Genomic DNA, 11,733 nt, shown 5'->3' with positions numbered 1-11,733 from the left:
CGAGGAAGTCTGCAACCGCCTTGTTGAAGCCGGTCGCGTCCTGCAGATGGGCGAAGTGGCTGGTGTTTTCGAGCAGTGCCAGTTCCGAGCCCGGGATCTGTTCGGCGATCTTGCGGGTGTGCTCTTCGCTGATGGCTTCCTCGTGGTCGCCGGCGAGGACGAGGATCGGCGTCGTGATTTTGCCCAGTTCCTCGGCAGTCCAATTGGGCTGGGTGGCCCAAAGCTGGCCGATCTTTTCGAGATAGGCGTCGTAGCCATCGGGCGTGGGCGAGAGACGCTCGTATTCGCCGCGGGCGCGGTCGAGGTATTTCAGGAATGTGGGGTTTTCGAGCACGGTCGACTGCACGCCGTCGGTGGTGACGTTGGCGGCATAGGCGACGACCTTGGTCAGGCGTTCCGGATGGCGCAAAGCGAGGTCGATGCCGATGATGCCGCCATCGCTCCAGCCGACCACGGCGGTCTTTTCGATTTCGAGCTTGTCGAGGAGGGCGATGAAATCGTCTGCGAAGAGCTGGTAGCTGAAGGGCTGGTCGTCGGCCGATGATTTGCCGTGGCCGCGCGTATCGGCGACGATGACGCGATTGGAGCGCAGCCAGGCATTGACCTGATTGCCCCATGTCTCGGTATTGCCGGCACCGCCATGGATCAGCAGGATCGGGTCGCCCGACTTGCCGTAAATCTCGTAGTAGATTTCGGCGCCATTGGAGGTGACCGTGCCGGTTTCGACCGGGGCCGACGAGGGTGAGAGCGCGTAGGGCAGGGTCTCGTAGCGCTCGGCGGCGAGGGCGGGCGAGAAGGCCAGCGTGGCGGCGACGAGGCCGGTGATGGCAGCGGTGAAAATCTTCATGTGGTCAGTCCCCAAGGCCTGTCTTTCAGGATGGCCAAGGATAGGTGGCGGTCGCTTTTCTCGGCAAGGAACGCCATTGCCGGCGAATTCAGCCCCGGAAACTTTTATGACAAGAATGTCTATTGGGTTAGTAGATTTATTGAAATGGTCGATCAGGTGGGGTCGACGGGCGCCATGCCGTGGCGGCGGTAGAAGCGCTGCGCCGCGGTGTTTGCTGCTTCGACCTTGAGGTCGATATGGGTCGCGCCGCGGCGATGGAATTCGGCGAAAGCGGCGTGGAGCAGACAGGCGCCGAGGCCCCGGTCGCGCCATTGAGGGGCGACGACAAGGTCTTTGACGAAGCTGCTGGTCCAGCACTGCACGAGGCCGACGGGCTGCTCACCGGAGGTGGCGACAATGAGCAGGGCGGGGTCGAACTCTTCGTCTTCGACGAGCGGCCACCACCATTGATCGAAGCTGCCTACGGATCCGCCGCCCGTGGCATAGGCCTCGCGAAGCAAAGCGTGCAATTCGATGGGGCGGGTCTGCCAGAGGGGTGTGATAACAACGCCTGGCGGCAATGCCGGCAGGTCGATGGGTTTATCCAGCAAGCGACGCAGGCGGACGTGGTCGCTCAAGCGACCTATTCCGCGGCTACGGCCTGGAAGCCGCCGTGCTTTTCGATGAAGCCGATGATCTGGTCGAGGCTTTCGCGGCGCAAAAGGTCGGTGAAGACATAGGGCCGGCCTTCGCGCACTTTTTGGGTGTCGCTTTCCATCACTTCGAGGCTGGCACCGACATAGGGGGCGAGGTCGGTGTGGGTGATGACAAGCAGGTCGGAGCGCGAAATGGCGGGGCCACCCTTGCGCGGGATCTTCTCGCCCTGGGCAACCGAGATCACGTAGATGGTGAGATCGGCGAGGTCCGGGGAGAAGGTCGCTGCGAGGTTGTCGCCGCCGCTTTCAATAAGAACGATATCGAGATCGGGGAATTTGCGGTTGAGATCGTCGATGGCCGCGAGGTTGAGCGAGGCGTCTTCGCGGATGGCGGTGTGCGGGCAGCCGCCGGTCTCGACGCCGACGATGCGGTCTTCGGAGATGGCCTGGACGCGGGCGAGGATCAGGGCGTCCTCGCGCGTGTAGATGTCATTGGTGACCACGGCCATGGAATAGCGGTCGCGCATGGCCTTGAGCAGCATTTCGCAGAGGGTCGTCTTGCCCGACCCGACGGGGCCGCCAATGCCGATGCGGAGCGGTCCATTGAGGCTTTTGGTCATGGCAAGTTCTTTCCTTAATCAGAGAAAGCGGAAGACGACGAGGGCGAGAAAGCCGAGGCCCAAGGCGAGGCAGAGGGGAGAGTATACCCGTGCGTCGTTGAGGCGGAAGTTCGGTTCGGGCGTCAGGCCCTTCCACCAGGTGGTGTAGCCGGCAATGCCGCGGGCGAGAAATACGGCGCCAAGCGCCGCGCCACCGAGATTGAGCCAGATGCCGCCACTATCGTGGTCAGCCAGCGCCAGGGCGTAGATGCCGGCGGCGATGGTGGCGATGGAAATGGCGAAGGAGGCCAGCCGCGGCGGCATGCGCTCGATGTCCTTGAAACCCACGACGGTCTGGGCGAGCAGCTTTTCATTGCGGATCGGCCAGGTGCGTCCAATCGACCAGAGGAAGTGCGCCAGCGACACGGCAAAGAGGGCGATGAACATCATGGACGCGATGAACATGTTCATGAACGGAAGATCCTTGTGGGCAGCGTTTCGTGCTGCATCTGGGCGATATCGGCGCCATAGGCGACGCTGCCGATTTCGTCCAGTGTGGCATGCTGGCACAGAGCGGCCAGTTTGCCGATTTCGGGTTCGAGCGCGGCCATGATCGCGAGGCCATCGGTCTGGCCGATGGGCACGAGACGGACGGCGACGGAGACCTGGCTGTGGACCGTGGCGGTGAGGAACGCGACGAGTGTGTCGAGAAGGCCGATGCTATGGGCGCCGGCCATTGCGCCAACCGCAATCGGGTATGGGCAGGGGCGGGGGAGGTCGAGTGGCGGATCGACTGGCCACGCGGCGCTGGCGGTGGCGAAGGCATTGCCGGTCATGGTGGTTTCGGCGTGGCGCTCTCGGGCGGGCGTGAGGGCGAGGCAGAGGTCGGCCAGTTCGAGCAGCTTTTCCGGTGCCCGCGACGATCCATGGGCGTGGGCGAGGAGGATAGCGTCGGTGCGAACGCTGCCGTGGAGCAGGGCACCTGAAATCCAGTCTTCAGCCGTTTTTCGGTCGTGTACGAGGCGGCTGACGATAGCGGTTTCGAGGCCGGCGGACCAGGCGAAGGCGCCCACGGGAAAGGCGGGGGAGAGCCAGGTCAGCAGCTTTTGTAGGTCAGCGCTCACTTGTGGGCGAGGAGGGCGTGGGCCGGTTCGGCGTGATTGTGGCTGTGATAGGCGCCATGCTCGGCAAAGAAGGGTTCGGTGACGTCGGTGACGCTGGCGCCGAGGCCCTCGAGCATGGTTTTCAGCACATGGTCGCGCTTGATGAGGATGCGGTTAGTATCGAGCTGGGCCGGGGTGTGGCGATTGCCGATATGCCAGGCGAGGCGCAGCAGGTGTGACGCGTCATTGGCGGTGACGGCGTAGAGGATTTCCCTGGCCGCGATGATTTCGAACAGGCGGCCGTCTTCAAGCTCCAGCGCACCTTCGTGGTCGAGAGTCACCGTATTGGGGAAATCAACCAAGACCTCGGTGCCGTTCTTGCCGGTGAGCAGCTTGCGGCGGAGGCGCCGTTCGTCATGGGCGAGGGTGATGCTGTCTATGGCGGCGCCACGGCCGTGATGGGCGGGCAGATGGGCGACGGCACGTAGCATGTTGGCGTCAAATCCTTGAATCACTGGGTGGTATTGAAGAAGCGCGCGATCAGGTAGAACTGGTAGACGATATGCAGTCCGACCACAAACAAATGCACGCGCCGATCGGCCGACCGCCAGGCGATAACGCATAGAACCAGGCCGACCGGCACCTGGATGAAATAGGACAGGTCGAAGCGCGCCAGGTGCGTGCCGCCCTTGATGACCGTGTCGATGATATCGAGCACGAACGTGGTGGCGAGCAGCCCGAAGAACCAGGGCCGGCGCTTGAGGAAGAAATCCTCATAGCCCTTGTATTCCGAGATATTGTCGGGGCAGAGCAGGGCCGCCATCATGAACAGGGTGACGGCATAGGTGATGATGAAAAAGGCGACGCCGAAGGTCCAGTTGGTGAGTTGGAACAGCGCGAATTCCCACCACCAGAACAGGACGAGCTCGATCAGGATCGAGACCATCCAGAGCAGGTGAAGCACGGAGCGGCCCGGACGGTCCGGGTGTTGCACCATGCCGGCAAAGGTCATCAGCAGGCGGGTAATGCCCAACCCGATCACCGTCCCCATGACGATGCGAATATGGGGAAATATCTCGGGGGTCGAGTGTGGCTCCATGGCGACCTAAGGTGCGTTGCCGGCCGCGAGGCAGGTGGCGAGAGGGGGCTCGTCTTCTGCGGAACGCAGGTCGCGCAACGTGGCTTCGTCGCCCGTATCCCACCATTCATAGGGGCCCGACACATAGCGGGCGCCGGAAGCGGAAATGGTGGTGGCGAAAATATGCGTCTCGCCTTCTACCGGGACGATAGCGAGGAAGTTGGGGGCTGCGTTGACATATTGAACGTGGAAACCATCGCCATTGTCGCACTGGTAGACGACCGTGCGGCGCTCGATGTCGCTGGTTGCGTCAAGGGTCAGTGTCAGGGTCGCGGTGACCGTGGGCAGCACTGGCGGCGTGGGTGTCGCTTCGGCAGGCGCGGCGGCTTCCTGTGCCGATGCTGCGCCGGCAGCGAGCAAGAGAACGCTGCCCGCGATGAGGCTCCTCAAATCGATCATGGCTTTTCCTCGATTTCGTTGGAAACAGTGCGAAGCACCCAGGAGTCTGTCTCCACAATCATGGTGATTGATTGTTCTGGCAAGGTGTCACCGTGATGAAATCTAGAAGTCTCCGAGGGTTGCGGGGACGATTTTCTTGCCGTCGATATCGACAAACCCATATTCGCTAGCGAGGTCTGCGGTGACGTGCACCTTGCCGGACTTTTCGAGACGGTTCGGATCGACCCAGAGCGCCGCGATGGCGAGACCGACGAATTGCGGCGATTCCGAATTGGACATGTCAAAGTACTCGGCATTGCGCATTACCGCTTCGGTGCGGACGAGGCCGGGATAAAGCGAGATGGCCGTCACCCCGTGTGGCCGCAGTTCATGCGCGAAATCGGAGGACATTTTGTCGGTGCCGGCCTTGGCTATGCCGTAGATGGCGTTGCCGTGATGCTTCTGAGCGGCCCAGAAGGAGATGTTGACGATGAGGCCGGTCTTTCGGGCGATCATGCCCGGGGCGACGGCGCGGCTGGCGACAAAGCTGGTGCGCAGGGCGACGCCGATCATCGCATCCCAGCGCCAGATGGGTTGCTCCCAGAATGGCTGCTCCCAGGTGTAGTCGTCGCCTTCCACCATGCTCTCGTAGCCGGGCCAGGCGTTGTTGACGAGAATGTCGACCTTGCCCGAATGGCGGAGTGCCGCCGCGACAGCGGCTTCAGTCTGCCGGTCGTCGGCGTGGTCGCAGACATGGACGATGAGTTCACCTGGCAAAGCCTCGGCCTCGGCCTTGAGGCCATCGAGAGAGCCTTCAAGCTGAGGGTGCACCGCAGCCTGCGCATCCGTCACAGTGCGGCCGGTGACGTGGACAGTCATCCCCTGGGCGAGAAAGGAAAGCGCAATGCCGCGGCCGATGCCGCGACTGGCGCCGGTAACCAGCGCAACCGTCCCTTTATCCATAGTGTCCTCCTCCGAGTCGGAGTTGAACATATCATGAACGCTGTTTTCGAGGAATTGGGATCAATCCCGCCGGAGAAGGAAGAGTTGTCCGGGGATCGGAACTTCGCGTTCGAGCCGGATGGGATGCTGTTCTTCGGCGAGAACGCTGAGGCCGTTCGCCGTCGCGAGGGCGCGGATATAGTTGGGACTGTGGGTGAAGCGACCGCTGGAGCGAATGGCGACCCCCTCGCCATCGTTGAGCTCGACCGAAAAGGCCAGAATGCCGCCGTGGGCGAGCCGCTCGACCAGGGTCGCGAACAGCGCGGTGATCTCGCCGACATAGATGAAGACGTCGGTGGAGACGATGAGGCCGTAGGGGCCCGTGAGGCTGGGTTCGGACAAGAGAACGGCCGCCGCATCTCCCGCGTGAAGATGGCGATAGATACCGCGCTCCTGGGCCTTGGCGAGCATTTTGGGGGCGATGTCGATGCCGTCTATGGGGCGCAGCGCTTCGGGCAGGGCCATCGCCATAAGGCCGGTGCCGCAACCGACATCGAGCGTTGGGCCCGAGACACTGGCATGCTTTGCAAGGAGGGCGGCAAGAGCCTCTGGGACACGGTATTCGAGCTTGCCGGTGAGATGGGCGTCGAAAGTCTCGGCGTAGGAATCAAAGAGATCAGCGACGTAGTTCTGATCAGGCTTGCCGGTCGCGGCGAGTGCGGAAGCCATGTGTCCGGAATAGAGGTCATCCGGCTGCAGTTTTACGGCCCGCAGGAAGCTTTTGAGCGCAGCGTCGGGCTGTTCGAGATCAAGCTGAGCCTGGCCCAGTTCGCGGAACATCCCGGCGTGATTGGGGTGGAGCGCGCGGCCCTTGTCGAGGACGCTGGCGGCGTCCTTGGGGCGACGTAGCGCCAACAGCGCCTGGGCAAGGGCGACATGCAGATCGGCGGAGCGCGGCTTGAGTTGCAGTGCCCGTTCAAAACTCATGGCGGCGATTTCGGCGGCGCCCGTTCGCATTGCGATAGTGCCCATGAACTGATGCGCTTCGGGCAGGTTTGGCGCGACATTGGCCAGTTCGGCGCTGACGCGGGCTGCTTCGGCGATCTTGCCCTGCTGCTCGAGCTGCCGGCCTTTGGCCAGAAGCTCGTTGGTGCGCAGGGCGAGGATGGGATCGGTCGGTAGACCTTTAGGGATCGTGCCGGTCGGCTTTTTCATCAGAACAGGAAATACCGTTGCGCCATAGGCAGCACCGTAGCCGGTTCACATGTCAGAAGTACACCATCGGCGCGCACTTCGTAGGTTTCGGGATGCACTTCGATATTGGGCGTGGCCGAGTTCAGCTTCATGGCCGCCTTGCCAATGCCGCCACGGGTGTTGGTGACGGGAAGCAGTTGCTTGTCTACGCCGAGACGGTCGCGCAGGCCCGCGTCATGGGCGGCCTGTGAGATGAAGGTTACCGAGGAGCGGCTGACGAGTTTGCCATAGGCGCCGAACATCGGGCGGTAGTGCATGGGCTGGGGCGTCGGGATCGAGGCGTTCGGGTCGCCCATCGGAGCGGCCGCGATGGAGCCGCCGATGAGGATCATATCGGGCTTAACGCCGAAAAAGGCGGGGTTCCAAAGGACGAGATCGGCGCGCTTGCCGACTTCGATCGAGCCGATGTGCTGGCTCATGCCGTGGGCGATGGCGGGGTTGATCGTGTATTTGGCGATGTAGCGGCGGACGCGGTAATTGTCGTTGTCGCCGGTTTCTTCGCTGAGCTTGCCGCGCTGGCGCTTCATCTTGTCGGCGGTCTGCCAGGTGCGAATGAGCACTTCGCCGACGCGGCCCATGGCCTGGCTGTCCGACGAGATGATCGAGAGCGCGCCCATATCGTGGAGGATGTCTTCCGCCGCGATGGTCTCCTTGCGGATGCGGCTTTCGGCAAAGGCCACGTCTTCCGGGATCGACTGATCGAGGTGGTGGCAGACCATGAGCATGTCGAGATGCTCGGCGATGGTGTTGACCGTGTAGGGGCGGGTCGGATTGGTCGAAGAGGGGATGACGTTGGGGAGGCCCGCGACCTTAAGAATGTCTGGAGCGTGCCCGCCGCCGGCGCCCTCGGTGTGGAAGGCGTGGATGGTGCGGCCCTTGAAGGCGCCGACCGTGTCTTCGACGAAGCCCGATTCATTGAGCGTATCGGTGTGGATCATCACCTGCACGTCGTAGTCGTCGGCGACGGAGAGGCAGTTGTCGATTGTCGCTGGGGTGGTGCCCCAGTCCTCGTGCAGTTTCAGGGCCGAAGCGCCGGATAGGATCATTTCCTCGAGCGGGCCGGGGAGGGCGGAATTACCCTTGCCGGCAAGAGCAAGGTTCATCGGGAAAGCATCGAAGCTCTCGATCATGCGCTCGATGTGCCAGGCGCCGGTGCAGGTGGTGGCGAGCGTGCCGTGTGCTGGGCCGGAGCCGCCGCCGAGCATGGTGGTAACGCCACTCATCAGCGCTTCTTCGATCTGCTGGGGGCAGATGAAGTGGATATGGGCGTCCATGCCGCCTGCTGTCAGGATCTTGCCTTCGCCAGCGATGGCTTCGGTGGAGGGGCCGATGATGATGTCGACGCCAGACTGGGTATCGGGATTGCCGGCCTTGCCGATGCCGGAAATGCGGCCGTTCTTGAGGCCAATATCGGCCTTGTAGATGCCGGTATGATCGACGACGAGCGCATTGGTGATGACTGTATCGACTGCGCCCTCGGCGCGCGTGCGCTGGGACTGGCCCATGCCGTCGCGGATGACCTTGCCGCCGCCGAACTTCACTTCCTCGCCGTAAGTGGTGAAGTCCTTCTCCACCTCGATGAACAGTTCGGTATCCGCCAGACGCACTTTGTCGCCGGTGGTGGGGCCGTACATGTCGGCATAGGTGGCGCGGGAAATACGGGCGGGCATGGCGAAACTCCGGAAATCAGGAGAGGCGTTGAATGGGTGCGGCGAACGACGAAAGCGCCCGGCCCGAGAGGGCCGTGCGCGCGGTCGCGTTGCGATGAAAGGTTTTTGGGTCGGTTAGTTCGGCTTGACCGGGTTCAGCGAACGAAAGACGCCAACTGAATGGTCGATGAGGCTGTCGAGAATTTTCTCGCCCTGGGCCAATTGTTGGTCGGCGCGCATCGTGCCCGCGACCAACGACATGGCAAGCGCCTGAATGGCATAGGCGTGTTTGGCCTTGCCGGACTGATGGTATTCGTTGCCGCGCTGTTCGAAGACCTTCAGCAGGTCGTTGTAGACCTGCGGCGTAATCACGGTCTTGGCCGCGGACCAGGTCTTTTGCTGCAGGGTGCCGCAGAGATCGCTGGCCAGATGCCCGATCAGGGCCATGGCCTCGCCGTCCTCGGCTGCCGTATCCTGCAGGTCTGTCAGCACGGCGACGAAGCGCTGCTTGAATTCGGCGTTGCGGACTTCTGTGGTCGGGGCTTCGGCAGTCATGATCATCCAGGCAAAGGCAGTTCTCTGTGGCGGGGGTTAAACCACCATTTTGCTGCGATTGCCATGGCGTCAGCCAAGATTTGCCGTAGCGTGCCCGCATGGTCACAGCGATCCCATGACCTGCTGGCGGAAGCCGTAAATCTTGCGATCGCCGCCGATGGGGATCAGACGCACTTCGCGGCTTTGGCCGGGCTCGAAGCGCACGGCGGTGCCGGCAGCGATGTCGAGGCGCATGCCGCGCGCTTTTTCGCGGTCAAAGCTCAGGCCGGCATTGGTTTCATAGAAGTGGTAGTGGGAGCCGACCTGGATCGGCCGGTCTCCCGTGTTGGCGACTTCGATGACGACCTGTTCGAGCCCGACATTGAGCTCGATGGTGCCGGCTGCAGGGATAATTTGGCCTGGGATCATCATGGCTGCCTCACGCGCCGAAGGCGAGCCAGAGGCCGCCGAGCGCGGTAGCCGCGCCAGCGACGCGCGACAGCGCCTTGCCGCCGAAACGGCCGAGAGAGAGGCCCGCGCCGATGCCGACAGCGTGGAGGACGGCGGTTGCGATGATGAACCCGATGGCGAACTGCCAGGCGCCGGCCTGGCCGAGTTCACCGCCATGGGCGTGGCCGTGGAAGAAGGCAAAGAAGCCGACCATGGCAGCGACCGCTGATGTCGGAATGGGCAGGGCCAATGCGATGGCGATGCCGATGAAGATCACCGACGCCAGAATGACCGGTTCGACGAAGGGGAGGGGAACGCCTGCGATTGCCGCGGCGAAGCCAATGGCCATGGTGCTGACGAAAGCTGCTGGGACAATCCAGACAGCGCGACCGCCCTGCATGGCTGCCCAAAGACCGACGGCGACCATGGCGAGGATGTGATCGAGGCCGAAGAGCGGATGGCTGAAACCAGCCGCGAAGGAGCCGTGCTCGATGGGATCGAGGTGGGCGAAGGCTGGCATGGTGGCGGCAGCGAGGATGGAAAGGGCGATCAGCGTGCGCTTGAACATGGTTGCCTCTTTAGCGGATGGGTTGGTGGACGGTGACGAGCTTGGTGCCATCCGGGAAGGTGGCTTCGACCTGCACGTCGTGGATCATCTCGGCTATCCCCGGCATCACCTGAGCACGGGTGACGACATGGGCGCCGGCTTCCATGAGTTCGGAGACGGCTCGACCATCGCGCGCGCCTTCGACCACAAAGTCAGTGATCAGGGCGATGGCTTCGGGATGGTTGAGCTTGACGCCGCGTTCGAGACGCTTTCGGGCAACAATGGCGGCCATTGCGATGAGCAATTTGTCTTTTTCGCGGGGAGTGAGGTTCATCGGCCGTTTCCTAGAGATGCCAGAGGCGCGGCAGGGAGCCAGCGCCGGTCAGTTCGATGAGAGTTGGAACCAGAAGTTTGCGCAGGGCAAGCCCGGTGCGCGCCATGGCCCGGATGACAAGCCGCTCGCCGTTGGCGCTGGCGGCGATCAGCCCAGTGGCGGGCTGAAGCGCCCGGACCCGGCTGAGGAGCTGCTCGGCTTTATCGGCACTTGCTGCCACATGCAGAATAGAAGCAAAGGCGCGGCAGCCACGCAGCAGGGAAAGGCCATCGCGCTCGCTGCCATCGCCAGTCAATCGGGTTGCTTCGGCGTGGATCAGACGGTCGCCGCGATAGATGCGCCAGGTATCGGAGAATTGGGCGTCGCGGGCCTCTTCGCCCATGGCATCGCGGCCGAGCAGCACCGCTTCGATGGCGGTGAGCGTTGCCGCCTCGTCGAGCCGGATTGTCAGCCGTCGGTCGAGCTTGCTCGCTTCAAAGAGAATGGTTTCCTGGGGCAGCCAATCGAGATGGGCGCCCGCGCCGACGGTGATGTCGGCTTCCACATGCGCCGTGTCGCCGGTTGATCGATAGCTGCGTTCGCATGCCTGCGTGGTAATGACCAGCCGGCCCCCCGGCGCCACGTCGGCGCCCCAGCGCAAATGGTCGCCGCCGGTAATGCCGCCTGCAGTATTGATAAATACAGCTTCAAGTGCAGAAGAATGCGTGCGCGGCAACCGGATCTTGCCGCAACCTTCCTGAAAAAGCGTGTCGATACAGGTGTTTCCGTCGCGCTGCTTGGTGCTGATGCGCGCAACACCACGTGCTCGCTGCAAGGCGGGCGGCAGTGAAAACGCCTCAGAATTCGGCAGAACGGCGAAATTCATTGCAACGATCCTGCGATCATCTCGTTGTCTAGGCGAGCAAGCGCTCTTTCATAGAGAATTTTCAAGAGGTTATAGAAATGACCATCAAATCTGCTTTGTCTATTGCTGCACTTACCGTTGCTCTGACCGGTGCTGCCTTTGCGCAGGGCACGACGATCAATGGTGTTGCCGTTTCCGAAACCGACCTGCCGGCCGTTCAGGAACGTTGTGAAATGCTCTCGACGGCAGACAGCACCGAAGCCCTTTCCACCGGCACCGAGACCGATACTCCCGAAAACCAGTCTGCTGACAACGACAGCGCGACCACTGACAGCACCCCTGCTGTTAACGAAGCCCAGGCCGCAACGGCTACGATCGACCTTGATACGATCGACCTGCAGGCCTGCGTTGATGGCGGTTTCGTCACTCAATAATCGGTCGCTTTCAGCGGCTAATATGGGCACCTGGCTTCGGCCAGG

Annotated in this window: 17 protein-coding genes; 1 reads left to right on the top strand and 16 read right to left on the bottom strand. The window is 62.6% G+C overall.

Annotated features, from left to right (window positions below; translation table 11 throughout):
• The 16 genes from ABW043_RS01495 to ABW043_RS01420 form a co-directional block, all read right to left on the bottom strand.
• Nucleotides 1-847, bottom strand: an 847-nt coding sequence (locus ABW043_RS01495) for an alpha/beta fold hydrolase (RefSeq protein WP_353919473.1), incomplete at its 3' end; no start/stop codon positions are given.
• Nucleotides 848-999: 152 nt separating this feature from the next.
• A complete protein-coding gene (locus ABW043_RS01490) occupies nucleotides 1,000-1,464 on the bottom strand; it encodes a GNAT family N-acetyltransferase (RefSeq protein WP_353919472.1) in 465 nt (154 codons plus the stop codon).
• 5 nt (nucleotides 1,465-1,469) lie between these two features.
• Nucleotides 1,470-2,102, bottom strand: a complete 633-nt coding sequence (gene ureG / locus ABW043_RS01485) for an urease accessory protein UreG (protein WP_035087311.1) — start codon at nucleotides 2,100-2,102, stop codon at nucleotides 1,470-1,472.
• 18 nt (nucleotides 2,103-2,120) lie between these two features.
• Nucleotides 2,121-2,552 (bottom strand): DUF3995 domain-containing protein, encoded by a 432-nt coding sequence (locus ABW043_RS01480; RefSeq protein WP_353919471.1) that lies wholly within the window; start codon nucleotides 2,550-2,552, stop codon nucleotides 2,121-2,123.
• On the bottom strand, nucleotides 2,549-3,205 hold the full coding sequence (locus ABW043_RS01475; RefSeq protein ID WP_353919470.1) for an urease accessory protein UreF: 657 nt from the start codon (nucleotides 3,203-3,205) through the stop codon (nucleotides 2,549-2,551). The genes ABW043_RS01480 and ABW043_RS01475 overlap by 4 nt, the downstream gene beginning before the upstream one ends.
• The gene (locus ABW043_RS01470; protein ID WP_353919469.1) at nucleotides 3,202-3,675 is read right to left on the bottom strand and encodes an urease accessory protein UreE; all 474 of its coding nucleotides are present in this window, start codon (nucleotides 3,673-3,675) and stop codon (nucleotides 3,202-3,204) included. Before ABW043_RS01470 ends, ABW043_RS01475 begins: the two co-directional genes overlap by 4 nt.
• 20 nt (nucleotides 3,676-3,695) lie before the next feature.
• Nucleotides 3,696-4,283: a hypothetical protein gene (locus ABW043_RS01465; RefSeq protein ID WP_353919468.1), complete on the bottom strand. Its 588-nt coding sequence runs from the start codon at nucleotides 4,281-4,283 to the stop codon at nucleotides 3,696-3,698.
• 6 nt (nucleotides 4,284-4,289) lie between these two features.
• Nucleotides 4,290-4,721 carry an MliC family protein gene (locus ABW043_RS01460; protein WP_353919467.1) on the bottom strand — a complete coding sequence of 144 codons (432 nt, stop codon included), beginning with the start codon at nucleotides 4,719-4,721 and terminating at the stop codon, nucleotides 4,290-4,292.
• Nucleotides 4,722-4,823: 102 nt separating this feature from the next.
• Entirely contained in the window at nucleotides 4,824-5,663 is an 840-nt protein-coding gene (locus ABW043_RS01455; RefSeq protein ID WP_353919466.1) for an SDR family NAD(P)-dependent oxidoreductase, read from the bottom strand.
• Between the two features lie 60 nt (nucleotides 5,664-5,723).
• Complete coding sequence (locus tag ABW043_RS01450) at nucleotides 5,724-6,857, bottom strand: tetratricopeptide repeat protein (protein WP_353919465.1); 1,134 nt, start codon at nucleotides 6,855-6,857, stop codon at nucleotides 5,724-5,726.
• The gene (gene ureC / locus ABW043_RS01445; protein ID WP_353919464.1) at nucleotides 6,857-8,566 is read right to left on the bottom strand and encodes an urease subunit alpha; all 1,710 of its coding nucleotides are present in this window, start codon (nucleotides 8,564-8,566) and stop codon (nucleotides 6,857-6,859) included. The genes ABW043_RS01450 and ureC overlap by 1 nt, the downstream gene beginning before the upstream one ends.
• A 114-nt stretch (nucleotides 8,567-8,680) precedes the next feature.
• Nucleotides 8,681-9,100: a hypothetical protein gene (locus ABW043_RS01440; protein ID WP_353919463.1), complete on the bottom strand. Its 420-nt coding sequence runs from the start codon at nucleotides 9,098-9,100 to the stop codon at nucleotides 8,681-8,683.
• Between the two features lie 102 nt (nucleotides 9,101-9,202).
• On the bottom strand, nucleotides 9,203-9,508 hold the full coding sequence (locus ABW043_RS01435; protein ID WP_353919474.1) for an urease subunit beta: 306 nt from the start codon (nucleotides 9,506-9,508) through the stop codon (nucleotides 9,203-9,205).
• A gap of 10 nt (nucleotides 9,509-9,518) precedes the next feature.
• Nucleotides 9,519-10,097, bottom strand: coding sequence for a HupE/UreJ family protein (locus ABW043_RS01430; RefSeq protein ID WP_353919462.1), 579 nt, complete (start codon nucleotides 10,095-10,097; stop codon nucleotides 9,519-9,521).
• Nucleotides 10,098-10,107: 10 nt separating this feature from the next.
• A complete protein-coding gene (locus ABW043_RS01425) occupies nucleotides 10,108-10,410 on the bottom strand; it encodes an urease subunit gamma (protein ID WP_353919461.1) in 303 nt (100 codons plus the stop codon).
• A gap of 10 nt (nucleotides 10,411-10,420) precedes the next feature.
• Nucleotides 10,421-11,275 carry an urease accessory protein UreD gene (locus ABW043_RS01420; RefSeq protein WP_353919460.1) on the bottom strand — a complete coding sequence of 285 codons (855 nt, stop codon included), beginning with the start codon at nucleotides 11,273-11,275 and terminating at the stop codon, nucleotides 10,421-10,423.
• 77 nt (nucleotides 11,276-11,352) lie between these two features.
• On the opposite strand from ABW043_RS01420, the gene ABW043_RS01415 reads away from it, so the two are divergent.
• Nucleotides 11,353-11,688, top strand: coding sequence for a hypothetical protein (locus tag ABW043_RS01415; protein ID WP_353919459.1), 336 nt, complete (start codon nucleotides 11,353-11,355; stop codon nucleotides 11,686-11,688).
• The last annotated feature ends 45 nt before the right edge of the window (nucleotides 11,689-11,733 follow it).

It is taken from the genome of Devosia sp., from assembly GCF_040509215.1.
Taxonomy (GTDB): domain Bacteria; phylum Pseudomonadota; class Alphaproteobacteria; order Rhizobiales; family Devosiaceae; genus Devosia.
Note: the sequence above shows the minus strand (reverse complement) of the source record. Positions and strands in the feature narration are given on the sequence as shown.

Coding starts and splice junctions, on each gene's coding strand:
- ureG (WP_035087311.1), bottom strand. CDS start 2,102: ATGACCAAAAGCCTCAATGGACCGCTCCGCATCGGCATTGGCGGCCCC.
- ABW043_RS01480 (WP_353919471.1), bottom strand. CDS start 2,552: ATGAACATGTTCATCGCGTCCATGATGTTCATCGCCCTCTTTGCCGTG.
- ABW043_RS01470 (WP_353919469.1), bottom strand. CDS start 3,675: ATGCTACGTGCCGTCGCCCATCTGCCCGCCCATCACGGCCGTGGCGCC.
- ABW043_RS01465 (WP_353919468.1), bottom strand. CDS start 4,283: ATGGAGCCACACTCGACCCCCGAGATATTTCCCCATATTCGCATCGTC.
- ABW043_RS01460 (WP_353919467.1), bottom strand. CDS start 4,721: ATGATCGATTTGAGGAGCCTCATCGCGGGCAGCGTTCTCTTGCTCGCT.
- ABW043_RS01455 (WP_353919466.1), bottom strand. CDS start 5,663: ATGGATAAAGGGACGGTTGCGCTGGTTACCGGCGCCAGTCGCGGCATC.
- ABW043_RS01450 (WP_353919465.1), bottom strand. CDS start 6,857: ATGAAAAAGCCGACCGGCACGATCCCTAAAGGTCTACCGACCGATCCC.
- ureC (WP_353919464.1), bottom strand. CDS start 8,566: ATGCCCGCCCGTATTTCCCGCGCCACCTATGCCGACATGTACGGCCCC.
- ABW043_RS01440 (WP_353919463.1), bottom strand. CDS start 9,100: ATGACTGCCGAAGCCCCGACCACAGAAGTCCGCAACGCCGAATTCAAG.
- ABW043_RS01435 (WP_353919474.1), bottom strand. CDS start 9,508: ATGATCCCAGGCCAAATTATCCCTGCAGCCGGCACCATCGAGCTCAAT.
- ABW043_RS01430 (WP_353919462.1), bottom strand. CDS start 10,097: ATGTTCAAGCGCACGCTGATCGCCCTTTCCATCCTCGCTGCCGCCACC.
- ABW043_RS01425 (WP_353919461.1), bottom strand. CDS start 10,410: ATGAACCTCACTCCCCGCGAAAAAGACAAATTGCTCATCGCAATGGCC.
- ABW043_RS01420 (WP_353919460.1), bottom strand. CDS start 11,275: ATGAATTTCGCCGTTCTGCCGAATTCTGAGGCGTTTTCACTGCCGCCC.
- ABW043_RS01415 (WP_353919459.1), top strand. CDS start 11,353: ATGACCATCAAATCTGCTTTGTCTATTGCTGCACTTACCGTTGCTCTG.